This is a genomic window from Nocardia sp. NPDC057668 (genome assembly GCF_042799795.1).
Taxonomy (GTDB): domain Bacteria; phylum Actinomycetota; class Actinomycetes; order Mycobacteriales; family Mycobacteriaceae; genus Nocardia.
This window is the reverse complement of sequence record NZ_JBHVIC010000001.1, coordinates 2,728,758-2,754,949: the sequence shown is the minus strand read 5'-3', so window position 1 is coordinate 2,754,949 and position 26,192 is coordinate 2,728,758. Positions and strand designations below refer to the sequence as shown.

Sequence of the window (26,192 nt, the reverse complement as noted above, 5' to 3'; positions counted from 1 at the left end):
TCGCTGGTCAGAGCTGCGGCCGGGGGCCGGTCAGAGATACAGCTGCGCGACCAGTCCGGCGAGCGCGCCGCCCAGCAGCGGGCCGAGCACCGGCACCCAGGAGTACGCCCAGTCGGCGTCCTTGTGTTGCGAATCGGCGTGCGCGGGAAGCTGTTCGGGCATGCGCTCGGCGACGCCGCGCCCGGCGTCGGCCGGAACCCGCTGCGCCGCCGGTCGTACCGCGCGGCCGGTGGGCAGCAGCGCGTAGGCGATGCGCGGGCCGAGGTCGCGGGCGGGATTGATGGCGTAGCCGGTCGGCCCGCCCAGTGACGCGCCGATGCCGACGACCAGCAGGGCCGCGGCCAGCGGGCCCAGCCCGCTCGGGGTGTGCCCGAAGGCCAGGATGACGAACACCAGCGCGAAGGTCGCGATGACCTCGGTCAGGAAGTTCCACCGGTAGGAGCGGATGGCCGGTCCGGTGGCGAAGACCGCGAGCTTCTTGGTGTCGTCGGGCTCGGCGTCGAAGTGCTGTTTGTAGGCGGCGAAGGCGGCGCACGCCCCGGCGAACGCGCCGGTCAGCTGCCCGGACAGGTACGCGACGGTGTTGCCGAAGGTCACCGGCACGCCGGGCGCGTAGTCGGCGGATCCGGCGAAGAGGTTGCCGATGGTGACGGCGGGGTTGAGGTGCCCGCCGGTCTTGTAGGCCACGTACACGCCGGCGAACACGCCCAGCCCCCAGCCGAAGGTGATGAGCAGCCAGCCGCCCTCGTAGCCCTTCGACTTGGCCAGCAACGCATTGGCGACCACGCCGGCTCCGAGCAGGATCAGAATTCCGGTACCCAGTGCCTCGCTGATGAATATCGAGCTGAAATCCATGATGGAACCTCCGATCCGGGGTGTCCTCCACCTGACGGTCGTACCGGATCAGACTCTACGGTTTTCAGTTCGGCAAATCTCTGGGAACACGCGTCGGGGCGGATCAGCCGCCGAGTGCGGCCACCCCGGCCTGCGCGAACTTCTCGTCCAGGTCCCCGCTCGGCGCACCGGCGACGCCGATGCCCGCGACCGGTGCGCCCTGGGCGGCGACCGGAGCGCCGCCGCCCAGGAACAGCGTGCCCGGGATGTCGGCGAGCTGCGGTGCGGACGACAGCCGTTCGGTCAGCTTGGAGGTCGGCGCGTTCCAGGACACCGCGGTGAACGCCTTCTCCCGGGCGGCGTCGTAGGACTGCGGTCCCGCGCCGTCGCCGCGCAGCTGCACCAGGGTGTTGCCGTTGCGGTCCACCACGGCCACGCTGACCCGCTGGTTGTCGCGCTGCGCGGCGTCGAGCGCGGCCTGCGCCGCCTTCGTGGCGGCCGCGATGGTCAGATGCGTGCTCTGCTGCAGATTGCCGTCGGAGGCGTCCGGGACGACCGGCGCCTTGGTCGCGGGGTCGGTGCCCTCGGCGTTCGAGGCGACCACGCCCACCACGCCCGCGGTGGCGGCGACGGCCGCGATGCCGCCGGCCAGGAGCCGGGTCCGGAGGCTGATGCTCTTTCTGTTCATGGTGTTTCCCTCGCGTCGTCGGGTGGTACGGCAGGCCGCCGTTCCTTCCCCGCCCATCCTTCGGCTCGGCGCGCGCGCCGACATCGACGCGGCGGCTACATCCGCGCCCCCGCCCGGCCGACACCCGGGTCAGCCGATCGGTTGATCCCGAAACCACCCGAACCCGGCACAATGAGCTGTTCGACCAGCTCACGCCCATCGAGTCGTCGGCTCGCGGGCCACCGAGTCATGGCTCGCGCCACACCGGGTCACGGCTCGCGCCACATCGAGTCACGGCTCGCGACAGATCGAGTCATGGCTCGCGACACATCGAATCGCTTGCCCGGCCCCCACGGAGGAGGTGACGACCATGCACTCCCGTACGCCGCCCGCCCCGGATGCGCGGGGCCTCGGCCTGACCATGGACATCGCCTTCTACGTCCTGCTGGCAGCGTCCCTGGCCCGCTTCCTGGTTCGCCACCAGGACACCCCGCGCACCCCGTGGGTGATCGCCCTGTCGCTGTCCCTGGCTGTCCTCTACGCCCTCGGTTCGCACCGCACCGCCACCTATGCCCCGGCGAAGTCCGCCCGGCCCGAGCTCGGCGTCATCTACTCGCCGGACTCCGCACCGGACCCGGCGGAAGCTGCCGGTTCCCGGGTGGACGCGACGCTCGTTCGCGGGTCCGGGCGCACGGAATCCCATCGGTCGCGGCCACCGGGCGAAGCGACGCGGGGTGGCGGCCTCGACGCCGCTGCGGCGGAGCCGCTTTCGCCGGTCGGCCGGGTCGACGCGCGTGCCGCGCTGTGGCTGGGGCTGGTCATCGCGGTGTGGGCGGTGCTCGTGGTCCTGGGTCCGAGCTTCGCGTGGTGTGCGGTCCCGCTGCTGTATCTGGCGCTGCGGATTCTGCCGTTGCGGATCGCGGTGGGGGTGGTGGCCGCGCTGACCGCGCTGATCGTCGTGACCCAGCTGCGCCTGGCCGGGTGGCTGGATCCGAACGTGCTGCTCGCGCCGCCGGCCGTGGCGGCGGTGGCGACGGCGATGTTCGTGTTCATGCGCCGCCAGACCGAGCGGCAGGCCGCGCTCATCGACGACCTGGTGCGCACCCGGGCGGAGCTGGCGGGCAGCGAGCGGCGCGCGGGCATGCTCGCCGAGCGGCAGCGCGTGGCCATGGAGATACACGACACGCTGGCGCAGGGGCTGTCGAGCCAGGGCATGCTGTTGCAGGCTGCGGACCGGGTGTGGGACGCCGAGCCGGAGCGGGCGCGGACGCACGTGCGCGCCGCCGCCGGGGTGACCGAGCGGAATCTCGCCGAGGCCCGGCGCTTCGTGCACGATCTCGCACCGGCCGAACTGGCCGAGAACGGTTCGCTGGCGGCGGCTCTGCGCACCCTGGCCGACCGCGCGGCCGAGGACGGCATCGCCGCGAGCTTCGCGAGCGACGGCGTCCCCGTGGAGCCGCCCGCGCGCGTCGCGGCCGCGCTGCTGCGAATCGCCCAGGGCGCGTTGGCCAATGCGCGCGAGCACGGCGCGGCGCGGACGGTGACGCTCACCCTGACGCACCTGGGCGACCAGATCGTGCTCGACATCGCCGACGACGGGCGCGGTTTCGACCCGCACACCGTGACCGCCGCCGGTGAGCGCGGCCACGGCCTCCCGGCCATGCGGGCCCGGTTGCGCCAGCTCGGGGGCACGCTCACCATCGAATCCGCACCGGGCGAGGGCACGGTGCTCTCGGCCGCCATACCCCTGGAGCCGTCGTGACCGCCGAATCGCCTGTGCGCCTGATCATCTGCGACGACCACGCGGTGGTCCGCGCGGGCCTGCTCGCCCTGCTGGGCAGCGCCCCCGGCATCGAGGTGATCGGCGAGGCGGGCGGCGGTCCCGAGGCGGTCGCCCTGGCCGAGCGGCTGCGCCCCGACGTGGTGCTCATGGACCTGCAATTGGGCGGGGACATGGACGGCGCGGAAGCGACCCGCCGCATCACCGCGCTGACGGCCCCGGCCCCCCGCGTCCTGGTGCTCACCACCTACGACACCGATGCCGACATCACCCGCGCGATCTCCGCGGGCGCGACCGGCTACCTGCTCAAGGCCGAGAGCGCCGACGAGCTGTTCGCCGCCATTCACGCTGCCGCACAGGGTCGTACGGCGCTGTCCCCGCCGGTGGCCCAGCGCGTGATGTCCCAGCTACGGCACCCCAAGCCCACCCTGACGGCCCGGGAACTCGACATCCTCGCCCACCTGGCCCGCGGCGCGGGCAATCGCGAGATAGCCCGCGCCCTGCACATCAGCGAGGCGACCGTGAAAACCCACCTGGGTCGCATCTACGACAAACTCGGCGTAGAAACCCGCGCGGCCGCCGTCGCCGTCGCCAACGAGCAGCGCCTACTGCCCTGACCGCACCGCCGCGACGCTCAGGCCGTGGCGATCAGGCGGGCCGCGTTGGCCGCCTCGTCGTCGATCGCCTCGTTGGCGGCGAGCTCGGCGTGTACGCGGTCGTAGTAGCGATTGATCTCGGTGTTGCCGCGCTCGCCGTCCCAGCCCAGGTGCGGGGCGATCAGGGCGGCGATCTCCGGGGCGGCCTTCAGGCCGCGGTCCGGCACCTCGATCGAGATGCGGGTGCGGCGGGTGAGGATGTCGTCCAGGTGCAGGGCGCCCTCGTGGGTGACGGCGTAGACGGCCTCGGCGGCGATGTAGTCGTCGGCTCCCGGAATCGGCTGCGCCAGTGCGGGATCGGCGGCGATCAGCTCGAAGATGCCCTCGCTCAGCGAGCCGTAGCGGCCGAGCAGGTGGTGCACGGTCTCGACCGGCAGCCCGGTGCGGGCGGCCACGCCTTGCGCGTCGTCCAGCATCTCGCGGTAGCCCACCGCGCCCAGGACGGGCACGTTGTCGGTGCTCGACGGCGCGACGTCGCCGCCCAGTCGCGCGGCGGCGGCGTCGACCACGTCCGAGGCCATCACCCGGTAGGTGGTGTACTTGCCGCCCGCGATGACGAACAGGCCCGGGGCGGGTTCGGCGACCGCGTGCTCGCGCGAGAGCTTCGAGGTCTCCTTGGACGCGCCGGTCATGAGCGGGCGCAGACCCGCGTAGGTGCCGACGATGTCCGCGCGCGTGAGCGGTTCGCGCAGCAGCGAATTGATGTGGTCCAGGATGTACTGCACGTCGGCGGCGCTGGCGGTCGGATGATTCTTGTCCAGCGACCATTCGGTGTCGGTGGTGCCGATGATCCAGTGCTCGGCCCACGGGATCACGAACAGCACGGACTTCTCGGTGCGCATGATCAGGCCGGTGTCCATGTTCAGCCGCTCGCGCGGCACCATGATGTGCACGCCCTTGGACATCCGCACGTGGAACGGGAACTCCACGCCGGTCAGCTGGATCATGTCATCGGTCCACACCCCGGTGGCGCTGATCACGGTCCGGGCCCGGATGGTATGCGCCGCACCGGTTTCCAGATCGGTGACCGTCGCGCCCACGATGCGCTCGCCGTCGCGCAGCAGGCCGGTGACCTTGGTGCGGGTGAGCACGGTCGCACCGTGCTCGGCGGCGGTGCGGGCCAGCATCATGGTGTGCCTGGCGTCGTCGACCTGCGCGTCGTAGTAGCGGATGGCGCCGGTCATGGCGTCGTCCCTGAGAGCGGGCGCCAATTCCAGTGCGCCGGTGCGGGTCAGGTGCTTGTGCATGGGCACCGAGCGCGCGCCGCCGAGGGTGTCGTACAGCGCCACGCCGGCACCGATGTACGCGCGTTCCCAGACCCGGTGCTGCAGCGGGAACAGGAAGGACACCGGGCGCACCAGGTGCGGCGCGAGCTTGCTCAGCAGCAGCCCGCGTTCCTTCAAAGCCTCACGGACCAGCGCGAAGTCGAGCTGTTCGAGGTAGCGCAGCCCGCCGTGAATGAGTTTGGAGGACCGGCTCGAGGTCCCCGCGGCGAAATCGCGGGCCTCGACCAGGGTGACGGACAGGCCGCGCGCGGCCGCGTCCAGGGCTGCGCCGGCTCCGGTGACACCGCCGCCGATGACCAGGACGTCGATCTCGGTGTCGCCGAGCGCATCGATGGCCCGGGCGCGGTAGGCGGGATCCAGTTGTGCGGACACGAAATTGCTCCTTGTTATCGGTTGAGCGGTGATCGAAGGTATGGGGGATTCAGTCCTGGTCGTCGTCTATATCGACCCAGTCCAGGGTTCGCGAAACAGCTTTGAGCCACCGGGCGTAGCCGCGTTCGCGGCGCTCGGTCGACCAGGTGGGCTCCCAGCGCCGGTCCTCGTGCCAGTTGGCGACGAGTTCGTCGGTGTTGTTCCAGAAGCCGACCGCCAGCCCCGCCGCGTACGCCGCGCCCAGCGCGGTGGTCTCGGGAACCTGCGGCCGCGAGACCGGCACGCCGAGGAAGTCGGCCTGAATCTGCATGGCGAGTTCGTTGGCGGTCACGCCGCCGTCGACCCGCAGCGTGGCCAGCCGCACGCCCGAATCACGCTGCATGGCCTCGACCACGTCGCGGGTCTGGTAGCAGATGGATTCCAGTGTGGCCCTGGCCAAGTGGGCGTTGTTGCTGAAGCGCGACAGCCCGACGATCGCGCCGCGGGCGTCGGGCCGCCAGTACGGTGCGAAGAGCCCGGAGAAGGCGGGCACGAAGTACACCCCGCCGGTGTCCTGGACCGACCCGGCGAGCGATTCCACCTGGGACGCACCGGAAATGACGCCGAGCTGATCGCGCAGCCACTGCACCGCGGACCCGGTGACCGCGATCGAGCCCTCCAGCGCGTACACCGGCTTGTCGTCGCCGAACTGGTAGGCGACGGTGGTGAGCAGGCCGTGCTGCGAGTGCACGATATCCGTACCGGTGTTGAGCATCAGGAAATTCCCGGTGCCGTAGGTGTTCTTGGCTTCGCCGGGCCGGAAGCACACCTGCCCGACGGTGGCGGCCTGCTGATCGCCGAGCACACCGGCGACGAGCACCGAGCCCTTGAACGGCCCGTCCGGGTTGGTGCGGCCGAAACCCTCGGGATTCGCCGACGGCGAGATGCGCGGCAGCATGGCGCGCGGCACGCCGAAGATCTCGAGCAGTTCTTCGTCCCAGTCCAGGGTTTCGAGGTTCATGAGCATGGTGCGCGAGGCGTTGGTGACATCGGTGACGTGTTCGCCGCCACGCGCGCCGCCGGTGAGGTTCCAGATGAGCCAGGAATCGGGGGTGCCGAAGAGGGCGTCGCCGCGCTCGGCCGCGGCGCGCGCACCCGGAACGTTGTCCAGGATCCACTTCAGCTTGCCGCCCGAGAAGTACGGCGCCGGCGGCAGACCCGAGCACTGCCGGATGGTGTCACCGTGCCCGGCCCGGTTCACCTCGGCGATGATGCGGTCGGTGCGGGTGTCCTGCCAGACGATGGCGTTGTAGTACGGGCGGCCGGTGCGGCGGTCCCAGACCAGGGTGGTCTCGCGCTGATTGGTGACGCCGACCGCGGCCAGATCCTCGGCGGTGAGATCGGCGGCGGCGAGCGCGGTCTTGATGACGGTGCGGCTGCGCTCCCAGATTTCGGCGGGGTTGTGTTCCACCCAGCCGGCCTGCGGCAGTATCTGCTCGTGTTCGAGCTGATGCCGGGCAACCACGTTCCCGCCGTGGTCGAACACCATGAATCGCGTGGAGGTCGTGCCCTGGTCGATGGCTCCGACGTACTGCGTCATCGCGGTCCCTTTCCGGAGACTCGTCGTTGAGTCCGTTTGCCCTGGTGAGCTGGTCGCGGCCGAGCTCTACGTCCACGCTACGAAGGTGTGGCCCGCACCGACAGGGTCTCCGTTCGACAATGCTGAATGGTTTGCTGGTAGGTTACGGACATGCCGGGTCCGATTCAGTCGATCGAACGTGCGGCGGCCGTGTTGCGCCTGCTCGCGCGGGGATCCGGTCGCCTGGGCGTGGGCGAGATAGCCGCGGCCCTGGGGCTTGCCAAGCCCACCGCGCACGGCATTCTGCGCACGCTGCAGGGGGTGGGCTTCGTCGATCAGGATCCCGTCAGCGGCAAGTATCAGCTGGGAACCGGGCTGACCGCGCTCGGCTCGCCGTACATCGATGTCAACGAGCTGCGCTCACGGGCCATCAATCGGGCGGACGCGCTGGCCGCCCGGACGGGGGAGTCGGTGCGCATCGCCGCGCCGGTGCACGGCGCGGTCACGGTGGTGCACCACGTCTTCCGGCCGGACAACACCGCGCAGGCGCTCGAGGTGGGACAGGTGCTGCCGCCGTACGCCACCGCGCTGGGAAAGGTGCTGCTGGCCTACGATTCCGAGTTCGCCGCGGCGGTGCGCGCGGGCGACCTGCCCGCGCTCACCCATCGCACGATCATCGCGCCCGCGGAACTGGGCCGGGCCCTGACCGAGGTCCGGCGCACCGGCTGGGCCGGGGACGTCGGCGAATTCCGTTCGGGGGAAGCGGGTCTGGCCGCGCCGATCCGGGGCCGAGGCGGCCTCGTGGTCGGCGCGCTCGGCATCTCCGGCGCGATCGATCGACTCTGTGACGCGAACCTCCGATTCCGCCCCGCGCTGTTGGACCGTGTCCGGGATGCGGCGCACGCGGTTTCGCGCGATCTTGGTGGTGCACAGTGAATTTCCCATTCGACGGGAGTGAACGCGCATGACGCAGCGGTACGTGCTGGCGATCGACCAGGGCACCACCTCGACCCGGTGCATCCTGTTCGATCAGCGGGCGCGCCTGGCCGGGGTGGCCCAGCGGGAGCAGCGCCAGCACTACCCCAAACCCGGCTGGGTGGAGCAGGACGCGCTGGAGATCTGGCGGAACGTGGAGCGGGTTGTTCCCGCCGCGCTGCGCGATTCGGGCATCGCGGTGGACCAGGTGGCGGCGATCGGCATCGCCAATCAGCGCGAGACCACCGTGGTGTGGGATCGCCGCACCGGCACGCCCATCGGCCGGGCCATCGTCTGGCAGGACGTGCGCACCGAGGAACTGGTGCGTGAGCTGCGGGAAACGCCCGGCGCCGAGCGCATCCGGGAGCTGTGCGGCCTGCCGCTGGCGACCTACTTCGCGGCGCCGCGACTGCGCTGGCTGCTGGACAACGTTCCCGGGCTGCGGGGTCGCGCCGAGGCCGGCGAGGTGCTCTTCGGCACCATGGAGACCTGGCTCATCTGGAATCTCACCGGCGGCGCGGATCACGGCGTGCATGTCACCGACGTCACCAATGCCGGTCGCACCCTGCTGATGAACCTCGAAACCCTGGACTGGGACGCGGAACTGCTGCGTTTCTTCGATATTCCGCGGGCCGTGCTGCCGCGCATCGAACCCTCCACCGGGGAGTTCGGCGTGGCCCGGCGGGTGGCCCCGGGCGTGCGGATCGCGGCCGCCCTCGGCGATCAGCACGCCGCGCTGTTCGGGCAGACCTGTTTCGCGCCCGGGGAGACCGAATGCACCTACGGCACCGGTGGTTTCCTGCTGATGAACACCGGGCGCGAGCTGATTCGATCCCAGCACGGCCTGCTCACCACCATCGGCTATCAGGTGGGGCCGGAGCCGGTGTACGCACTGGAGGGCCCGATCGCGGTCACCGGCTCCCTGGTGCAGTGGCTGCGCGACAACATCGGGCTGATCGCCAGCGCCCCCGAGATCGAAACCCTCGCGGGCACGGTCGAAGACAACGGCGGCTGCTATCTGGTGCCCGCCTTCTCCGGCCTCTACGCGCCGCACTGGCGCAGCGACGCCCGCGGCCTGCTCATCGGGCTCACCTCGTACGTCAACCGGGGGCACATCGCGCGCGCGGTGCTCGAGGCCACCGCCTGGCAGACCCGCGACGTCGTCGAGGCCATGAACGCCGACTCGGGACTGCACGCCGCGGCGCTGCGGGTGGCGGGCGGCATGACCTCGGACAATCTGCTCATGCAGATCGTGGCCGACGCGCTCGACATCCCGGTCATGCGGCCCATCGTCGCCGAGACCGTCTCGCTCGGCGCGGCGTACGCGGCGGGGCTGGCGGTCGGGTACTGGCCGGATTTGGAAGGCCTGCGCCACAACTGGCGCGTCGCGGCGCAGTGGATGCCGCGCATGGATCCGCGGCTGCGGGCCGCGGAGTACGACAACTGGCAGCGGGCGGTGCAGCTTACCTTCGGATGGCTGCGCCTGGAGAAGCCCTTGACCTAACGTGAAAGCTATGCGGTTGTACGTGGGATGCGCGATGTGGACTCATCCGGAATGGCAGGAGAAACCTCTTCCCCCGGCGGAGAAACTGCGTACCTACTCCTCCTGGTGCAATGCGGTGGAAGGGAATACGACGTTCTACGCCACCCCGCAGCGTCGCACCGTGGAATCCTGGTCGCGCCAAACGGATCCGGACTTCCGGTTCGTGATGAAGTTGCCCCGCACCGTTACTCACGATCGAAGGCTGGCGGGCATCGACGACGACATGAACGCCTTCCTGGAGGCGGTGGAACCGCTCGGCCGCCGCCTGCACGCGCTCTGGGTCCAGCTGCCGGGGTCGTTCACCGATCTGCGTGCGCTGGCCACGCTGCTGGAGGGACTGCCCCCGCACTACCGGGTGGCGGTCGAGGTGCGCCATCCCGCGTTCTTCGACAATCACCGGGCCATCGCGCAACTGGAGTCGGTACTGGAATTCGCGGGCGCGGAGTGGATTCCGTTCGACACCGCGACGCTGTTCGCGAGCCCGGCGCGCAGCGCCGCCGAGCACGAGGCGCAGTCCAAGAAGCCGCGGCTGCCGGTGCGGACCCGGGCGCTGACCGAGTTCCCGATCGTGCGCTATCACGGGCGGGACGATCCGGCGGCGACCGTCGCGGGCTGGCAGCCCTGGGTCGAACAGACGGTGGCCTGGTTGCGCGAGGGCCGCTCGCCGACGGTGTTCATCCACACGCCCGACAACGCCGGATCCCGCGCGCTCTCGCGCAAGTTCCACGACGAGGTGCGGGCGCTGGTGCCCGAACTGGAGCCGCTGCCGACCCCCATCCCCACCGATCCCATGACCCTGTTCTGACGATCCCGCTCCGGGATCGCGGCGCCGGACAGGTTCCGGCGCCGCTGCGGCCCTGCGGCGCACTCACCCGATGAGCAGCGAATCCCGTTCCCGCCGTTGTGCTTCGCGAGCCAGCGAGCGATCACGCTGTTCCTCGAACCGGAGTACATCGCGGCCGAGCTTCTCGATGAATTCCCCGAGCTCGTTGCGCAATTCGTCACCGCGCGGCCCGAAGTCGGTGCGCTCCCAGATGTTCCACTTCTTGAGCACCGGCTGGATGACCTCTTCCAGGTGCTGGCGCAGGTCGTAGATGCCGTGCTTGGCCATGAGCACGCCGTTGCGCCGGAAGTTCGGCATGCCCGCGCCGGGCATCTGGAACTCGGTGATGACGTGGACGATGGCCTGCATGGCCTGGTCGGGGGAGACGTCCAGGGCCGCGCCGCACATGTTGCGGTAGAAGATCATGTGCAGGTTCTCGTCGGCGGCGATGCGCTGCAACATTTTGTCCGCTATGGGGTCATTGCAGACTTTGCCGGTATTGCGATGCGACACGCGCGTCGCCAATTCCTGAAAAGTGACATAGGCGACGGAGTACATGAATCCGGCAGCGACCTGAATGGCGTTGGTGCCGACGCGTTTCTGAACCAGACTGGTCGGGTTGTATCCGTTGGTCATGTGGGCCATGCGCGCGTGCTCCAGCGCCTCGGGATCCACGCCGCGGGTGACCACCAGGTAGTCGCGCAGCACGATGCCGTGCCGGTTCTCCTCGGCCGTCCAGCGGCCCACCCAGGTGCCCCACGGCCCGTCCTGGGAGAAGTTCTCCGCGATCTCCCGGTGGTAGCTGGGCAGATTGTCCTCGGTGAGAAGATTGGTGATCATCGCGGCCTTGGCGACTTCGCTGAGAACCGACTGCTCAGGATCCCAATCGTGGCCTCCCATTGCTGAGAAGTTGCGACCCTGATCCCACGGCACGTAGTCGTGCGGATGCCAGTCCTTGGCCATGGATAGATGCCTGTTCACATTCTGTTCGGCTATCGGCTCCAGCTCGATGAGCAACTCGAGCTGCGTCAGATTCCGGGCCACGGTCGTGTGCCTCCCTCGAAATATTTCGGCGCTAGGGAATGATGGTGTAGCTCAATACCTGTCAGCCGATGGATGACGGTGGAATACGCTTCGGATACGACGTTTGCCGCCGTGGCGAAAGGGCCGCGGGGAAGTGTCCCGGGGGTGCCCGCGTGTCGCGTGAGGGGACTGGTCGGCTTCGCCTCGGATAATCTAGCCCAGTTCGCCGGAGATTGGCTTCATCCCCCGCCGATGTGTTCACGGCCGGGTGCACTCGCTAGCTGCTTACCAGTCCTTGACAAGCACGGCCAAGTCCAGACAAGTCCACGCGGATCGAATCTTGGTTCGCCGGAGCATTGCTACGGAGAGTGAACGACTCATGCAGACACCCAAACGGACCAAATTCCCCAGCGTCGTGGTGACTTCGGTGGCCGCGACCACCTCCATCGCGGGCGACATCGACTCGACCTGGAAGGGTTTGCTCAACGGCGAGAGCGGAATCGACGTTCTCGAGGACAGCTTCCTCGACGACTTCGGCCTGCCGGTTCGCATCGGCGGTCACCTCAAGGTGGGCCCGGAAGCGGTGCTGAGCCGCGAGGAATGCCGGCGCAACTCCTACGTCGAGCAGATGGCCCTGGTGCTGGGCCGCGAGGTATGGCGCAACGCCGGCAATCCCGAGGTGGACGGCGACCGCCTCGGCGTCGCGATCGGCACCGGGCTCGGCGGTGCGGAAATGCTCATCACCGCCCGCGACAAGCTCTCCAGCGGTGGCTACCGCAAGGTCTCGCCGCTGACCGTGCAGGGCATCATGCCCAACGGCCCGGCCGCGGTCGTCAGTGTCGAGCTGGGCGCGAGGGCCGGTGTGACAACGCCGGTTTCGGCTTGTTCGTCCGGTTCGGAGGCGATCGCCAATGCCTGGCAGCGGATCGTCATGGGCGATGCCGACGTGATGATCACCGGCGGCGTGGAGGGCTCGATTCAGGCGCTGCCCATCGCGGGTTTCTCGATGATGCGGGCCATGAGCACTCGAAATCACGACCCCAAGGCGGCATCTCGGCCCTTCGACCGCGATCGCGACGGATTCGTCTTCGGCGAGGCCGGCGCGCTCATGGTGCTCGAGACCGAGGAGCACGCGCGGGCGCGCGGGGCCAGGATCCACGCCCGGCTCATGGGCGCGGGCATCACCTCCGACGGCTTCCACCTGGTGGCGCCCGATCCCGAGGGCACCGGCGCGGCGCGCGCCATGATGCGCGCCATGGAGCACGCGGGCATTTCCAAAGCCGATGTGTCCCATATCAATGCGCACGCCACCGCCACGCCGATCGGTGACACCGCGGAAGCGAACGCGATCCTGCAAGCGGTCGGCAACCACGCGGCGGTGTACGCGCCCAAGTCCGCGCTCGGTCATTCCATCGGGGCCGTCGGTGCGCTCGAATCGGTGCTGACCGTCCTGAGCGTGCGCGACGGAATCATCCCGCCCACGCTGAATTTGGACAATCTGGACCCTGAAATCGACCTTGACGTGGTGGCGGGCGCGGCGCGCCCCGGCACCTACGAGTACGCGCTCAACAACTCGTTCGGATTCGGCGGTCACAATGTGGCTCTCGCCTTCGGCCGCTACTGAATGCACTTCGCCCGGTACAGAGTGACGTGGATCATGGGCACCTGCTAGTCTTCCCCAGCCCCAGCTACTTCTCGGGCTTCGGTGTCGATTCTTGTTCGGTGTCACTGCACAGTCATAGCTGTGAGTTGAAAAAGGATAGGGAATGATCGGCGAGACCTTCGATGACTATCTGGACGAGCGCGGCAATATCAAGATCCCCAGCAACCTGACGATGATCGACCTGGTCGATAAGCACGCCGCACAGGGGGACGAGCTCGCCTACCGCTATGTCGACTACTCACGTGAACGTGACGGCGAGTACCTCGAATTGACCTGGAACCAGTTCGGCGTCCGGCTCCGGGCGGTGGCCGCGCGCCTGCAGCAGGTCACCCAGCCGGGCGACCGCGTGGCCATCCTGGCGCCGCAGGGGCTCGACTACATCGTCGCCATGTACGCGGCGGTTTACGCGGGCTGTATCGCCGTGCCGCTGTTCGATCCGGATGAGCAGGGGCACTCGGACCGACTGCACGCCGTGCTCGAGGACTGCAAGCCCGCCGCCATCCTGACCGTCGGCTCGTCCGCCGCCGGCGTGCGTGAGCTGTTCCGCGATCTGCCCGCGCCCAAACGGCCGCGCATCATTGCGGTGGAAGCGATTCCGGACAGCGTGGGCTCGGCCTGGGTGCGCCCGGACATCAATATCGACAACGTGGCCTACCTGCAGTACACCTCCGGTTCCACCCGCTCGCCCGCGGGCGTGGAGATCACGCACCGGGCCGTCGGCACCAATCTGCTGCAGGTGATCACCACCGTCGGCATCACCGAGAAGGCGCGCGGGGTCACCTGGCTGCCGCTGTTCCACGACATGGGCCTGCTGACGGTCATCCTGCCGACCATCGGCGGCAAGTTCATCACCATCATGTCGCCGAGCGCCTTCGTGCGCCGGCCGTACCGCTGGATCAAGGAACTGGCCGCGCAGGAGGACGGCGCCGAGATCTTCGCCGCCGCACCGAATTTCGCCTTCGAGCACGCCGCCGCCCGCGGTCTGCCGAAACCGGGCGAGGAACTCGACCTGTCCAATGTGATCGGCCTGATCAACGGCAGCGAACCGGTCTCGGTGACCTCGATGAAGAAGTTCAACGACGCCTTCGAACCGTACGGGCTGCCCAAGACCGCGATGAAGCCCTGCTACGGCATGGCGGAGGCGACCCTGTTCGTCTCGGCCACCCGCCGCGAGGACCAGGCCCGCACGGTCTACGTCGATCGCACCGAGCTCAACGCCGGGCGCATGACCGAGGTCGCCGCCGACGCGGAAGACGCTGTGGCACAGGTGTCCTGCGGATACGTCGCGCTGTCGCAGTGGGCGGTGATCGTCGATCCGGACACCGCCGCGGAGAAGCCCGAGGGGCAGGTCGGCGAGATCTGGCTGCACGGCAAGAACATGGGCATCGGCTACTGGGGACGTCCCGAGGAGACGGTGGCCACCTTCCAGAATCTGCTCGTGACGCGGCAGCCGCGGGGCAGTCACGCCGAGGGCGCGGACGCCGACGCCATGTGGATGCGCACCGGTGACTTCGGCGCCTATCTGGACGGCGAGCTCTACATCACCGGCCGCGTCAAGGATCTGGTGATCGTGGACGGCCGCAATCACTATCCGCAGGACCTCGAGTACTCGGCGCAGGAGTCCAGCACCGCGCTGCGACCCGGCTTCGTCGCCGCGTTCTCGGTCTCGGCCAACCAGATTCCGGCGGAAACCGAGGGCGCCGGCACGGCGCCCGATCCCGGCAACACCGCCGAGCAACTGGTGATAGTGGCCGAACGGGGCACGGGCGCGGCCAAACTCGATCCCGAGCCCATCGCCGAGTCGGTGCGCACGGCCATCGCCAAGCGGCACGGCGTCGCGGTGCGGGATCTGCTGCTGGTCCCCGCCGGGTCGATCCCGCGCACCTCCAGCGGGAAGATCGCCCGCCGGGCCTGCAAGGCCGCCTATGTCGAGGGCACCCTGCGCGGCGGCCACCGTCAGCAGGCGTTCCCGGACGAAGCCGAATAGTATTGCCCCGCATCGCCGGTCGCACTTGCGCGCGATCGGCGATGCGATCCGGCGCCGGGGTTGGCCCGTCCGCGCCGGATCAGGCGCACGCCGGGCGCGGCTCGACCCGACCGGCGACGCGAGTCGATCCGGTGTCTCCCCGGCGCGCGAACTGGTGATTTCCGAGCCGGTCCGTACACTTTTCGGCCGTGTGGACTTCCGCCCGAATCGGGCTCCTGCTGGTCACGACCGCCCTGACCGTCACCGGTGTGGCGCAACCCGCGAGTGCGCGGCCGAGCCCCGCCGTGGCCGCCGCGGTCTGCGGCACCCCGCTGTCCGAGGCCGAACTCGATCGCGTCGCCGCGCTCTCGGACACCGCCGCACTGTCCGGCGACGCGCTGACCCGGCTCGAGACCGCGGTCGCGAACCATCACGAGATCACCGAGATTCTCAGTGCGCACGGGGATCGGCGCGGGCTCTTCGGCATCGGGCTGGACGGGGTCGAGCAGGCGGCGGTCATGCCGCTGCAGCGCGATCCGGCCGCGTTCCGGGACCGCGACTACGCGCACGCCATCAGCCTGGAGTTGCTCGGCCGCTACCTGGACAATCTGCACGGCGAATTCACCGGCGGCCCGGTGGAATGGCACTGGGCGCGCTACTTCGCGCAGGCCACGCGCTGCGAGATGTCCGGCGCACAGGTGGCCATGGCGGGCTACAACGCGCACCTGGCGGTGGATCTGGCCTATTCGGTCGCCGCGGTGAACACCGAGATCGACGACGCGCCGGACTATTTCGAGATCGTCGCGAGCATCGCCGCCGCGGGCGACGTGATCGTGGACCGGACCAAGGCGGTCTACGGCGCGGACCTGGGCCCGCTGTGGCGGTTCTATTTCGTCGGCGAGGGCCTGGACCTGCTGGTGGGCAAGGGCGTGGCCACGAAGCAGCTCTTGATCGCCGCCGACCTGAGTGCGAACGTGGTGATCTTCGGAAACGGCCTGGCCCTGCGGGATCCGGCCCTGCGCGAGCCCGCCGCGGTGGAGATCCGCGCGCTGTCCGACGCCGCGGACGTGGCCTTCGGGGTGCTGGCGCAGATTCACGCGCTCTGATCCGGCCCCCGGCTCAGGGCTCGGGGTGTGAGCGGGCGCCGTGGAACCGCGGTCCGGGCGGCCCGTGCGCCCGCGGTCCGCGCCCGGCCGACTTGGCCCAGTACATGCTGTAGTCCGCGGCCTGCAGCAGATCGTCGGCGGTGGTGTGCGCGGCGTACTCCTCGGCCACGCCCACGCTGGCGGTGACGGTGAGCCGGTGCCCGTTCACCTCGAAGGGCCTGGTGAAGGCGCGGCGCACCTCGTGCGACACCGCGTCGACGTCGCCGCTGGAATCCGGTACCAGGATGACGAATTCGTCCCCGCCCATGCGTGCCACCAGCCGTCCCGGTCCGGTGACGCAGGCGTCGAGCCGGTTCGCGGCCTCGACCAGCAATTCGTCGCCCACCGCGTGGCCGAAGGTGTCGTTCACGGATTTGAAGTGATCGAGATCGACGTAGCAGAGCCCGACCCGGCGGTCGGGGTCGGTGAAGGCGGCGGTGAGCGCGTCGAAGAAGCGGGAGCGATTGGCCAGGCCGGTCAGCTGATCGTGGTGGGCCCGGTAGTGCAGTCGCTCGCGTAGCGCCCGGCGCTCGGAGATGTCCTCCACCAGGATGAGCGTGTACTGCGGCTCGCCGTGTTCGCTGCGAATCAGCGAGACGTTGATATTCGTCCACACCGTGCGCCCGTCGCGGTGCGGATACGCCTTCTCCAACTGCACATTGTCGACCTCGCCGGACAGCACCGCGGCGTACAGCGGCCACATGGCCGGATCGTCGTCGGGGTGGGTCAGATCGGTGACCTCGAGCGCGCACATCTCGGCCGGGGTGTAGCCGAGCATGGTGGCGAAGGCGGCGTTCACCTCGATGATGCGGCCGGTCATATCCGAGAGCCCGGTGCCGATTCCGGCCTGTGCGAACACCGCGCGGAAGCGAGCCTCGCTGGCCCGCAACTGTTCCTGCATCCGCATCCGCGCGGTGATCTCGGCGACGCGCACGCTCTCCTGCTCCGCCAGCAGCCAGGCTCGGAAGGCGCGGACGTAGCCGGTGGTGAAGGCGCCCAGCACAGCGGCCGCGCGGTCGGGCGCGATGCCCCCGTCCTGCTCGAACCAGTCGGCGAGCACCGTGATGGTGCGCCCGAGCACCTCGTCCCCGACGAAGTGCGCCCGCGCCAGTTCGGCGCCGAGCTCGGCCACCTGCCGGGCGGAAGCGCCCCCGCGCGCGGCGGTGTCCACCCGCTCGGCCAACCGGGTCAGCAACGCGCCGGCTTCGTCCCGGCTCATGGGCACGACATGGTCGCGGGCTCCGCTGTCGAGCGCGGCTACCCACTGATCGACCAAGCCGGCGTGCGGGCCACCCTGCTCCGGCCCACCCCCGGGATCCGACGCCATGAGGGACGATGGTAGCCCGACCGGTCGGTGCCGGCGAACCCCGCCCCTGTCGCCCGACTTGGGATACCATTGCGGCGCTTCACGATTGGTTTGCGCGGCGAGTGCCGAGTGCGAAGAGGGGTAGCGGAACGATGACCAGACCGAGTTGGGCTCCCGAGGGCATCGATTTGGATCGCCCCAGCGCCTCGCGCGTGTACGACTACTTCGTCGGCGGAATGCACAATTTCGAGATCGATCGCGAATTGGCCCGCCAGATAGAGCTGTTCACGCCCAACGTCGCGGAAACCATGCGCGCGAACCGAGATCTGTTGCGCCGCTGCGTCCGCTACCTCACGGACAAGGGCATCGACCAGTTCCTGGATCTGGGCTCGGGCATTCCCACCGTCGGCAACGTGCACGAGGTCGCTCAGGCCCGAAACCCGCAGGCCCGTGTGGTTTACGTGGACATCGACCCGGTGGCGGTCGCGCACAGCCAGGCCATCCTGTACGACAACAAGCTCGCGGGCGTGATCCACGGCGACGTGGCCCGGCCCGAGACCATCGTGTCCGATCCGCTGGTCGCCGAACTCATCGATTTCGATCGGCCGGTGGCCGTATTGCTCTTGGGCGTACTGCATTTCGTGCCCGATGACGGCGATCCGGCCGGTGCGGTCGAGCGGCTGCAGGACCTGTGCGCACCCGGCAGCTACCTGGCGATCACCCACGCCACCGCCGACGGTCAGCCCGCGGAAGTGCTGGAGGCGCAGAAGCTTTCCGGCCGCACCAACACCGAGATCAGCCTGCGCACCCGCGACGAGATCGCCGCGTACTTCAACGACTGGACCCTGGTCGATCCGGGCCTGGTCCATCTGCCGCTGTGGCGGCCGGAGGATCCGGCCGATGTCGGCGAGCACCCGGAGAGCTCCGGCGCGTACGGCGCGCTGGCGCACAAGAACTGACGCCGCGGTCCGCGCGGACCGGGATTTCGTCAAGGGCCCTTACGGTTTTCGCCCGCCCACGCGAGGTGGACGGGCGAGAACCGGGTGCAGTACTCAGGCGTTCACCTCCGCCGTCCGGGCGGTGCGGCGGAAGCTGGCCACGGCGACCAGGGCCGCGAGCGCGGCGATCGCGGCCGCGCCGGTGAAGGCGGCGGCGAAACCGTCGGTGAGCGCCGCCTTGTCGTCGAGGCGTTCCGCGCCCGCCGCCGCGGCGACGGCGGTGACCGCGGCCAGGCCCAGCGCCGAGCCGATCTGGTAACCGGTGTTCACGATGCCCGAGGCCAGCCCGCCCTCCTGCGGCGGCGCGGCCGAGATCGCGGTCTGCAGCGAAGGTACGAAGGCCAGGGACATACCGAGCGCGGCGATGAGCGAGCCGGGCAGGACGTCGATCCAGAACGAGCCGTCGGGGCGCACGAACGAGAGCCAGAGCAGTCCTGCGGTCAGGACGAGCAATCCCGTCACGATCATGGTCCGAGCGCCGAAGCGCGCGAACAGCTTCGGGGACAGCGCGATCATGCCGACCATGATGAGCGCGGTCATCGGCAGCAGCGCGGCGCCGGACGGGAAGGCCGAGTACCCGAGCACCTGCTGCAGGTAGAGGTTCAGGAAGAACCACATCGGCACCCAGGCCGCGCCCAGCAGCACCTGGGCGAGGTTGGCCGCGCCCAGGTTCGGGGAACGGAAGATCGACAGCGGCATCAGCGGATCGCGCCGGCGGCGCTGCAGCACCACGAACGCGGTCAGCAGGGCGGCCGCCAGTGCCAGGACTCCCCAGGTGGATCCGGCGAGCCAACCCGCCTCGGGCGCACGGACTATGGCGAACACGGCCGCGCCGAGGCCGAGGGTGGCGGTCGCCGCGCCGAGCAGGTCCACCGTGCCGTGCGGGGCGAGTGCGCCCGCGGGCAGCAGGGCGGGCGCGGCCAGCAGCGCGAGCAGGGCGATCGGGATGTTGATGTAGAAGACCCAGGGCCACGAGGCGTACTCGGTGATGAGACCGCCCAGGAAAACCCCCGCGGTTCCGCCGGCCGGTGCGGCCGCGCCGTAGATCGCGAAGGCCCTGGTGAGCTCGCCGGGATTGCCGCCGAACAACATCATGAGCAGCGTCAGCGCCGAGGGCGCGATGAGCGCGGCGCCCACGCCCTGCACCCCGCGCCCGAGGAGTTCGACGGTGGCCGAACTCGCCAGACCGGCGACGAGCGAGCCCGCGCCGAGCACCGCCCAGCCGGTTTGGAAGACGCGCCGGGCGCCCAGGATGTCCGACAGCTTGCCGCCGAGCAGCAACAGGCCGCCGAAAACGACGACGTAGGCGTTGAAGACCCAGGACAGATTCTCCTGGGAGAAGCCGAGTTCGGTCTGCATCTTCGGCAGGGCCACGCCGATGATCGAGGTGTCCATGATGACCATGAACTGGGCCAGGGCGATCAGGGCCAGGGCGGCCCACCGTCGCGCGGACGGCGGGGCCTGGGTGGGGGTGGACATGGATGCACTCCTTCCGGTGCGCGGCTCACCGTCGGTGTGCCGCAGGGAGATTCAGCTGGTCCATGTATACCCATGGGGGGTATCTTCGGGAAGCGGGTCGCCCCGTGATTCATTTCATACCCCTAGGGGGTATTAAATAGTCGACTGACCTTCTATCCCGCGCGCGGACCCTGGGTCGCCGACAAACTGACCTGTGAATGTTTGTGATTTGTCCCAGCGAGTGGGAGTCGGGGCCGCATCGCCTGTCGGAACTGCGGTTTTTCGGTATCGTGGCGACATGCCGTGCTGTCCCGGACAGTTGTTAACGTTCGGATTCGATTGTGCGACAACTGCATAGAGAGTGTTTGTGCGAGAAGGGCAGGCAATGATGACTGCGAACACCAACCGCTTCGATGAGGCGGCGGTCGGTGCCGAGGGTTCCGGCGCGGCATACGGCGGGCTCGGCCCGGGCCGGCTGCTGTCCGCGGAGCCGATGACGGCCCGGCTGCTGCCCGGTCTGCGGCTGCCCGCGCGCGCCTGGCGTATCGGCTACACCTCCACCGCCGCCGACGGCGCGCTCCTCGAGGTGACCGGAACCGTGCTGGTGCCGCGCGCGCCGTGGCGCGGCCCCGGCGAGCGCCCGCTCATCGCCTACGCCGTCGGTACCCAGGGCCTGGCCGACACCGTGTCGGCCGCGTCCTGGCAGTTCCGGCTCGGACTCGAATACGAGTCGCTCTTCATCACCGCCGCGCTGCGCCGCGGCTGGGCCCTGGCCATCACCGACTACCCCGGGCTCGGCAATCCGGGAACGCACCCGTACGTCATGGGCCGTCATCTCGGTCCCGCGGTACTGGACTCGGTGCGCGCCGCGCGCCGGCTGCCCGCCGCCGGGCTGTCCCCGGACGGCCCGCTCGGGATCTACGGATACTCCGAGGGCGGTTGCGCCGCCGGGTGGGCGCTGCAGTTGCAGCCGTCCTACGCGCCCGAACTCGAGGTGACGGCGGGCGCGGTCGGCTCGGCGCCGGCCGACCTGGAAGACATGATCAAGTTCCTGGACGACACCCCGTACGCCTTCCTGCTGTTCTACGGCGTGCTCGGGCTGGACGCCGCGTACCCCGAACTCGATGTGCTGCAGCACCTCAAGCCGCAGGGCCGGCTGCTGGCGGCGATTCTGCGTCGCACGCACGCGGTCCCGGCGGCGGTCGCCGGCATCGGCCTGGGCGCGATCATCCCGACCAAGGTGTCGACCTACTGCTATCGCCCCCCGTTCGAGGTACCCGAGGTCAGGGCGCGGCTGCTGGAGAACAAACTCGGCGCCCTCGCGCCCGCCGCTCCCGTCCTGGTCGCGGGCGGCACCGCCGAGCAGATCATCCCCTACCCGCAGGCCGTGGCCCTGGCCGAATCGTGGCGCGCGCTCGGGGTGGACGTCACCATGCTGTCGATGAACAAGCGTGAACACCTCACCGGGGCCTTCGCTTTCGCGGGTCCCGCGATGCGCTTCCTGGCCGAGCGGTTCGCGGACGCGCGAGCGGTGGCGCTGCCGCGCGGGGCGTGAGACTCGCGGGGGTGCGTCGCCCCGCCGATGCCGGGTGCGCCCCGGCCGATCACATCCGGCGGTGGGCGCGGCGGTAGGCGGCGGGTGTCGTGCCGGTCCAGCGCTTGAACGCGTGGATGAACGGCGTCGCCTCCGCGTAGCCCAGCCGGATGGCGATGTCGTCCACCGAAAGCGGTGTGGCGGTGAGCATCTCCTCGGCCAGCGCCTGGCGGACCTCGTCCAGCAGTGCGCGATAGCTGGTGCCCGCGGCAACCAGATGCCTGCGCAGCGTGCGCGGGCTGAGGTTGAGGTCGCGGGCCACCGCTTCGAGCGTGGGCGCGGCGCTGAATCCGGTGGCTCCCGCGCCCGGCAGCAGCCGATCGCGCACCTCGGCGGCGATGCCGGTGCGCGCGCTGCGCCGATGCAGCAGATCGCGGCACTGCGCCACGCACAGCGCCCAGGTGGGCTGATTGGCCTGGGGGAGCGGTTGTTCGAGCAGATCCGGATCGATGCCGAAGATGGTGTGCGGGCGGTCGAAGCGCGGCGGAACACCGAACAGCGTGTTCAGTCGACGATCCTGATCCGTTGCCGGATAGGCGAATTCGGCGCTGGTGAAGTTCACCCGGGCCCCGAGTAGATCGCTCATGACCCGGTGCATGGCCACGACGTCGCGCTCCACCAGGAACCGCTGCACGTCGGCGGGAATGGTGTCGTGGTGAATCCAGGTGATCACCTCGCGCGGGCGGGTCTCCACGATCGGGGTGCAGAAGGCGAAGCCGAGCCGGTAGTACCGCAGCGCCAGCGAAATCGCTTCGCGCAGTGTCGGACTGGTCACGCAGGCGTAGCCGAACATGCCGAAGGTGCTGATGCGGTACCGCAGTCCCACCTCCACCCCGAGTGCGGGCACGTCCGCGAGTTCCCGGGTCAGGTTGCGCACCACCGCCAGTTCGGCCTCCGCGGGGATCTGCGCGTCCGCGTCGGTGAGTTCGCGCGCGCCGACGCCGGTGCCGGCCAGGATGGTCTCGGCCGCGACCCCGTGCTCGGCGGCGAATTCGACCATGACCGCGACGCTGGCCGTCCCGCGCGGGAAGTTCCAGGTCCGGACTTCCGGCTCTTCGACGGTACTCATACCCCGATTATGGCCGAAACTATGGATTCTTTGGCCACCGCTCTTTGTCGACCGCATCGGTGCAGGTCGTAGCGTTGAGCGCATGCGATTCGACTACGACGTCATCGTCATCGGCTCGGGTTTCGGCGGCAGCGTGAGCGCCCTGCGGCTGACCGAGAAGGGCTACCGGGTCGGCGTCCTGGAGGCGGGCCGCAGGTTCGCGGACCACGAGTTCGCCGAGACGTCCTGGCGTGCCCGCCGCTTCCTGTGGGCTCCGGCCTTGGGCTGCTTCGGGATTCAGCGCCTGACCCTGCTGAACGACACGTTCATCATGAGCGGGGCCGGGGTCGGCGGCGGCTCGCTGGTGTACGCCAACACGCTCTACGAGCCGCCGGACAAGTTCTACGCCGACCCGCAGTGGGGGCACATCACGGACTGGAAGTCCGAACTCGCGCCGCACTACGACCAGGCCAAGCGCATGCTGGGGGTGACGACGAACCCGGCGACCACCGCGACCGACCGCGTGCTGCGCGAGGTCGCCGACGACATGGGCATCGGCGACACCTTCCGCAGCACGCCGGTGGGGGTGTTCTTCGGCGGTCCCGGCCGCCGCCCCGGTGACGACGTCCCGGACCCATTCTTCGGTGGCGTCGGCCCGGATCGCCGCGCCTGCACCCACTGCGGCGAGTGCATGACCGGCTGCCGCCACAATGCCAAGAACACCCTGGTCAAGAACTATCTGTACCTGGCCGAAAAGGCCGGGGCCACGGTGCATCCCCTCACCACGGTCACCGATGTGCGCCCGCTGCCCGGTGGCGGCTACACCGTCGAGACGGTGCGCACGGGTCGCAAGATCCGCAGGCAGCGCACGAGTTTCAGCGCGGAACAGGTCATCTTCGCCGCCGCCTCGCTGGGCACGCAGCGGCTGTTGCACCGCCTGCGCGATCGCGGCTCACTGCCCGGGATCTCGTCGCGGCTCGGCTATCTGTCGCGAACCAATTCCGAAGAGCTGCTGTCGATTCGATCGCGAAACAGGGACTCGGACTTCACCAAGGGGGTGGCCATCACCTCCTCCATCCATCCCGACGCCGACACCCACGTGGAACCGGTGCGCTACGGCAAGGGCAGCAACGCGCTGGCCCTGATGACCACCGCCATGGTGAGCGGCGATCCGCCGCGCGTGGGCGCCTGGCTGCGCGAATTGGCCCGCCGCCGAAAGGATCTGGTGCGGATGCACACCCTGCGGCGCTGGTCCGAGGAGATGATCGGCCTGCTGGTCATGCAGTCGGCGGACAACTCCATCACCACCTACACCAGGCGCGGACTGTTCGGCCGCCGGATGACCACCAGGCAGGGGGAGGGCACCCCCAATCCCACCTGGGTCCCGGCCGGTCACGACGTGGCCCGCCGGGTCGCGGAGAAGATCGACGGCTTTCCCACGGCCTCGGTCACCAGCAGCGTCTTCAACATCCCGATGACCGGCCATTTTCTGGGTGGCTGCCCGATCGGGGACGCGCCCGGAACCGGCGTGGTGGACCCCTACCACCGGCTCTACGGGCATCCGGGCCTGCACGTGATCGACGGCTCCACCATTTCGGCCAACCTGGGGGTTAATCCCTCGCTCACCATCACCGCCCAGGCCGAACGCGCGATCTCGCTGTGGCCCAACCGGAACGAGCCCGATCCCCGCCCGGCTCCCGCCGAGCAGTACCGCCGCCTCGCTCCGATCGCGCCCCGATCGCCGGTGGTACCGCCCACCGCGCCCGCCGCGCTGCGGCTCTCGATCACCCCGGTCGGCCCCGGAACCCCGGCGCCGGCCGGTGCGGACGGCGAACTCCAACCGCGGGCATAGCGCGGGCGGGGCCGCGCCGCAGGGTCGCGCGGAACTCCGCGCAAACCCTGGACGAACCGCGTCGCCGTGGTGAGGATGGGACCGGAGCGAGCGTCTATTCCGAGGAGGCGATGTGGTCGAGCAGCGCGTGGATTGGCTCGCGGGCGGGGTGCGCCGGTCGATAGCCGGTGAGCGCATAGCGCGCGTCGCGGGTGAGCTGTTCCTGGCGCGGGGCTTCGATCAGGTGGGTATGGACGACGTGGCCGCGGCGGCCGGCTGCTCGCGGGCAACGCTCTACCGCCACTTCCACGGCAAGCCCGCGCTCATCGACGCGGTCATGGCCAATTCGGCCACCGCCGTGGTCGAGCGGGTGGCGGCTACGGTCAAGCGCTACGAGGGTTCGCGGCGCATCGTCGAGGCGATCCTGGTCTCGGTCACCGCGGTGCGCACCGATCCGGCGCTCGCCCGCTGGTTCGCGGACCGGACGGGTGGCAGTGACGAGGTGTTCGCCACCTCGCCCGAGTTGGGCCGGATGGCAACCATGCTCACCGGCATCGCGCCCGATGACGAAGCGGCGCAATGGATCGTGCGGGTGGTGCTGTCGCTGCTGGCGTGGCCGCTGCCGGACGCCGCCAGCGAGCGCCGCATGGTCGAGCGATTCGTGAGCTGATCGCGCGGGCGGCGCGATCGGCGCCCGGGCAGACAACCCTTGTCTAGTGTCTGGGACAGTTCTACACTGGGGTGACATCGAACACTCGGTACCAGGTACTCGGTGTTGCACCAAGGATGGTCGAGATGACAAGTGCGCCTCCCAGTGGCACCTATCCCAAAGCTCGCCGGATCAGATTCCGCTTCGAGCAACACGATTCGAACGACAGGTACTTCGTCGACGGCGACATGGTGTTCAGCCATTTCGTCGCGGGTCTGTCCGGCAGCTTCCCGCCCGGCGAGGAATCCTTCATCCGCTCGGTCCGGCGGGTGGCCGGCCGGGTCACCGACCCCCGGCTGAAGAAGCGCGTCACCGGCTTCGTCGGGCAGGAGGCCATGCACGGCCGGGAACACCGCAGGCTCAACGACAAACTGGTCGAAATGGGTTACCCCATAGGGTGGCTCGACACCGAGGCCGCCCGCGAGCGCGCGCTCCGCCTCGAGGAACGCCTGGCCCCGCTGGTCCACCTGGCCGCCACCGCGGCGGCCGAGCACTACACGGCGGTCCTGGCCCAGCGTGTGCTCTCGAGCCGTGAGATCCAGGACATCCCGGCTTCCCCCGAGTTCTGGAATCTGCTGAACTGGCACGCTTTCGAGGAACTCGAGCACAAGTCGGTGGCCTTCGACGTCTTTCGCGCTGTCGGCGGCACCGAACAGACCCGCATCGCGGTGATGGCGGTGCTGTACAGCCTCACCATTCCACTCACCTACGGCGCGCTCGCGGTCTCCCTGGCCCGCGACCCCGTCGCCCGCCGCCGGCCGGTTCGCCTTGCGCGCGAAGCATATTCGCTGTTCCGTGGCCCGATCTTCCGCGGCCTCATGGGCGAGCTCGCGCTGTACATGCGACCCGGCTTCCATCCCGACGACATCGACACCGAGGCCCTGCTGGAGCACTGGCAGCACGAGCTGTTCGGCGACGAGGGCGTCCTGGTCGATCACCTCACCTAGCAAGACATTC

Annotated in this window: 21 protein-coding genes; 13 read left to right on the top strand and 8 right to left on the bottom strand. The window is 69.6% G+C overall.

Annotated elements, in window-relative coordinates:
• Positions 1–30: 30 nt before the first annotated feature.
• Both ACFVBH_RS12560 and ACFVBH_RS12555 read right to left on the bottom strand, forming a co-directional pair.
• Entirely contained in the window at positions 31–855 is an 825-nt protein-coding gene (locus ACFVBH_RS12560; protein WP_379001443.1) for an MIP/aquaporin family protein, read from the bottom strand.
• A gap of 103 nt (positions 856–958) precedes the next feature.
• Positions 959–1,522, bottom strand: a complete 564-nt coding sequence (locus tag ACFVBH_RS12555; RefSeq protein WP_379001441.1) for a heme-binding protein — start codon at positions 1,520–1,522, stop codon at positions 959–961.
• A gap of 349 nt (positions 1,523–1,871) precedes the next feature.
• Here ACFVBH_RS12555 and ACFVBH_RS12550 point away from each other — a divergent pair, with 349 nt between their 5' ends.
• On the top strand, positions 1,872–3,263 hold the full coding sequence (locus tag ACFVBH_RS12550) for a sensor histidine kinase (protein ID WP_379001439.1): 1,392 nt from the start codon (positions 1,872–1,874) through the stop codon (positions 3,261–3,263).
• The gene (locus ACFVBH_RS12545) at positions 3,260–3,898 is read left to right on the top strand and encodes a response regulator transcription factor (protein ID WP_354984612.1); all 639 of its coding nucleotides are present in this window, start codon (positions 3,260–3,262) and stop codon (positions 3,896–3,898) included. Before ACFVBH_RS12550 ends, ACFVBH_RS12545 begins: the two co-directional genes overlap by 4 nt.
• Before the next feature lie 17 nt (positions 3,899–3,915).
• Here ACFVBH_RS12545 and glpD read toward each other — a convergent pair whose 3' ends face one another.
• Entirely contained in the window at positions 3,916–5,595 is a 1,680-nt protein-coding gene (gene glpD / locus ACFVBH_RS12540; RefSeq protein ID WP_354984611.1) for a glycerol-3-phosphate dehydrogenase, read from the bottom strand.
• Positions 5,596–5,644: 49 nt separating this feature from the next.
• Complete coding sequence (gene glpK / locus ACFVBH_RS12535) at positions 5,645–7,174, bottom strand: glycerol kinase GlpK (RefSeq protein ID WP_379001437.1); 1,530 nt, start codon at positions 7,172–7,174, stop codon at positions 5,645–5,647.
• 150 nt (positions 7,175–7,324) lie between these two features.
• On the opposite strand from glpK (ACFVBH_RS12535), the gene ACFVBH_RS12530 reads away from it, so the two are divergent.
• The 3 genes from ACFVBH_RS12530 to ACFVBH_RS12520 are packed head-to-tail and all read left to right on the top strand — an operon-like array spanning position 7,325 to position 10,476.
• Positions 7,325–8,089 carry an IclR family transcriptional regulator gene (locus tag ACFVBH_RS12530; protein ID WP_379001435.1) on the top strand — a complete coding sequence of 255 codons (765 nt, stop codon included), beginning with the start codon at positions 7,325–7,327 and terminating at the stop codon, positions 8,087–8,089.
• Between the two features lie 28 nt (positions 8,090–8,117).
• Complete coding sequence (gene glpK, locus ACFVBH_RS12525; protein ID WP_379001433.1) at positions 8,118–9,632, top strand: glycerol kinase GlpK; 1,515 nt, start codon at positions 8,118–8,120, stop codon at positions 9,630–9,632.
• A 10-nt stretch (positions 9,633–9,642) separates the two neighbouring features.
• Positions 9,643–10,476, top strand: a complete 834-nt coding sequence (locus ACFVBH_RS12520; RefSeq protein ID WP_379001431.1) for a DUF72 domain-containing protein — start codon at positions 9,643–9,645, stop codon at positions 10,474–10,476.
• Positions 10,477–10,539: 63 nt separating this feature from the next.
• Here the strand turns inward: ACFVBH_RS12520 and ACFVBH_RS12515 are convergent, their stop codons facing one another.
• Complete coding sequence (locus ACFVBH_RS12515) at positions 10,540–11,538, bottom strand: acyl-ACP desaturase (protein WP_354984606.1); 999 nt, start codon at positions 11,536–11,538, stop codon at positions 10,540–10,542.
• 358 nt (positions 11,539–11,896) lie between these two features.
• Here ACFVBH_RS12515 and ACFVBH_RS12510 point away from each other — a divergent pair, with 358 nt between their 5' ends.
• The 3 genes from ACFVBH_RS12510 (at position 11,897) to ACFVBH_RS12500 (ending at position 16,252) form a co-directional block, all read left to right on the top strand.
• Positions 11,897–13,141: a KasA/KasB family beta-ketoacyl-ACP synthase gene (locus ACFVBH_RS12510; protein WP_354984605.1), complete on the top strand. Its 1,245-nt coding sequence runs from the start codon at positions 11,897–11,899 to the stop codon at positions 13,139–13,141.
• Between the two features lie 142 nt (positions 13,142–13,283).
• On the top strand, positions 13,284–15,167 hold the full coding sequence (fadD32, locus tag ACFVBH_RS12505) for a long-chain-fatty-acid--AMP ligase FadD32 (protein ID WP_379001428.1): 1,884 nt from the start codon (positions 13,284–13,286) through the stop codon (positions 15,165–15,167).
• A gap of 188 nt (positions 15,168–15,355) precedes the next feature.
• On the top strand, positions 15,356–16,252 hold the full coding sequence (locus ACFVBH_RS12500; RefSeq protein ID WP_379001426.1) for a DUF5995 family protein: 897 nt from the start codon (positions 15,356–15,358) through the stop codon (positions 16,250–16,252).
• 13 nt (positions 16,253–16,265) lie between these two features.
• Here the strand turns inward: ACFVBH_RS12500 and ACFVBH_RS12495 are convergent, their stop codons facing one another.
• On the bottom strand, positions 16,266–17,618 hold the full coding sequence (locus tag ACFVBH_RS12495) for a diguanylate cyclase domain-containing protein (RefSeq protein WP_354984603.1): 1,353 nt from the start codon (positions 17,616–17,618) through the stop codon (positions 16,266–16,268).
• A gap of 131 nt (positions 17,619–17,749) precedes the next feature.
• Between ACFVBH_RS12495 and ACFVBH_RS12490 the strand changes: the two genes are divergently transcribed.
• Positions 17,750–18,556 carry an SAM-dependent methyltransferase gene (locus tag ACFVBH_RS12490; protein ID WP_354984602.1) on the top strand — a complete coding sequence of 269 codons (807 nt, stop codon included), beginning with the start codon at positions 17,750–17,752 and terminating at the stop codon, positions 18,554–18,556.
• A 93-nt stretch (positions 18,557–18,649) separates the two neighbouring features.
• On the opposite strand, the gene ACFVBH_RS12485 is transcribed toward ACFVBH_RS12490, so the two are convergent.
• Positions 18,650–20,074, bottom strand: a complete 1,425-nt coding sequence (locus ACFVBH_RS12485; RefSeq protein ID WP_379001423.1) for an MFS transporter — start codon at positions 20,072–20,074, stop codon at positions 18,650–18,652.
• A 364-nt stretch (positions 20,075–20,438) separates the two neighbouring features.
• Between ACFVBH_RS12485 and ACFVBH_RS12480 the strand changes: the two genes are divergently transcribed.
• A complete protein-coding gene (locus ACFVBH_RS12480; protein ID WP_379001421.1) occupies positions 20,439–21,608 on the top strand; it encodes a lipase family protein in 1,170 nt (389 codons plus the stop codon).
• Between the two features lie 49 nt (positions 21,609–21,657).
• Here the strand turns inward: ACFVBH_RS12480 and ACFVBH_RS12475 are convergent, their stop codons facing one another.
• Positions 21,658–22,716 carry an AraC family transcriptional regulator gene (locus tag ACFVBH_RS12475; RefSeq protein WP_354984599.1) on the bottom strand — a complete coding sequence of 353 codons (1,059 nt, stop codon included), beginning with the start codon at positions 22,714–22,716 and terminating at the stop codon, positions 21,658–21,660.
• Positions 22,717–22,798: 82 nt separating this feature from the next.
• Here ACFVBH_RS12475 and ACFVBH_RS12470 point away from each other — a divergent pair, with 82 nt between their 5' ends.
• From ACFVBH_RS12470 to ACFVBH_RS12460, 3 genes are all read left to right on the top strand, one after another.
• Complete coding sequence (locus tag ACFVBH_RS12470) at positions 22,799–24,547, top strand: GMC oxidoreductase (RefSeq protein WP_379001419.1); 1,749 nt, start codon at positions 22,799–22,801, stop codon at positions 24,545–24,547.
• A 112-nt stretch (positions 24,548–24,659) separates the two neighbouring features.
• Positions 24,660–25,196, top strand: coding sequence for a TetR family transcriptional regulator (locus tag ACFVBH_RS12465; protein WP_379001417.1), 537 nt, complete (start codon positions 24,660–24,662; stop codon positions 25,194–25,196).
• 125 nt (positions 25,197–25,321) lie between these two features.
• On the top strand, positions 25,322–26,182 hold the full coding sequence (locus ACFVBH_RS12460) for a metal-dependent hydrolase (protein ID WP_379001415.1): 861 nt from the start codon (positions 25,322–25,324) through the stop codon (positions 26,180–26,182).
• Positions 26,183–26,192: the final 10 nt, after the last annotated feature.

Coding starts and splice junctions, on each gene's coding strand:
- ACFVBH_RS12530 (WP_379001435.1), top strand. CDS start 7,325: ATGCCGGGTCCGATTCAGTCGATCGAACGTGCGGCGGCCGTGTTGCGC.
- ACFVBH_RS12520 (WP_379001431.1), top strand. CDS start 9,643: ATGCGGTTGTACGTGGGATGCGCGATGTGGACTCATCCGGAATGGCAG.
- ACFVBH_RS12480 (WP_379001421.1), top strand. CDS start 20,439: ATGATGACTGCGAACACCAACCGCTTCGATGAGGCGGCGGTCGGTGCC.
- ACFVBH_RS12550 (WP_379001439.1), top strand. CDS start 1,872: ATGCACTCCCGTACGCCGCCCGCCCCGGATGCGCGGGGCCTCGGCCTG.
- ACFVBH_RS12510 (WP_354984605.1), top strand. CDS start 11,897: ATGCAGACACCCAAACGGACCAAATTCCCCAGCGTCGTGGTGACTTCG.
- ACFVBH_RS12495 (WP_354984603.1), bottom strand. CDS start 17,618: ATGGCGTCGGATCCCGGGGGTGGGCCGGAGCAGGGTGGCCCGCACGCC.
- ACFVBH_RS12555 (WP_379001441.1), bottom strand. CDS start 1,522: ATGAACAGAAAGAGCATCAGCCTCCGGACCCGGCTCCTGGCCGGCGGC.
- ACFVBH_RS12460 (WP_379001415.1), top strand. CDS start 25,322: ATGACAAGTGCGCCTCCCAGTGGCACCTATCCCAAAGCTCGCCGGATC.
- ACFVBH_RS12560 (WP_379001443.1), bottom strand. CDS start 855: ATGGATTTCAGCTCGATATTCATCAGCGAGGCACTGGGTACCGGAATT.
- fadD32 (WP_379001428.1), top strand. CDS start 13,284: ATGATCGGCGAGACCTTCGATGACTATCTGGACGAGCGCGGCAATATC.
- ACFVBH_RS12490 (WP_354984602.1), top strand. CDS start 17,750: ATGACCAGACCGAGTTGGGCTCCCGAGGGCATCGATTTGGATCGCCCC.
- ACFVBH_RS12470 (WP_379001419.1), top strand. CDS start 22,799: ATGCGATTCGACTACGACGTCATCGTCATCGGCTCGGGTTTCGGCGGC.
- glpK (WP_379001433.1), top strand. CDS start 8,118: ATGACGCAGCGGTACGTGCTGGCGATCGACCAGGGCACCACCTCGACC.
- ACFVBH_RS12485 (WP_379001423.1), bottom strand. CDS start 20,074: ATGTCCACCCCCACCCAGGCCCCGCCGTCCGCGCGACGGTGGGCCGCC.
- glpK (WP_379001437.1), bottom strand. CDS start 7,174: ATGACGCAGTACGTCGGAGCCATCGACCAGGGCACGACCTCCACGCGA.
- ACFVBH_RS12475 (WP_354984599.1), bottom strand. CDS start 22,716: ATGAGTACCGTCGAAGAGCCGGAAGTCCGGACCTGGAACTTCCCGCGC.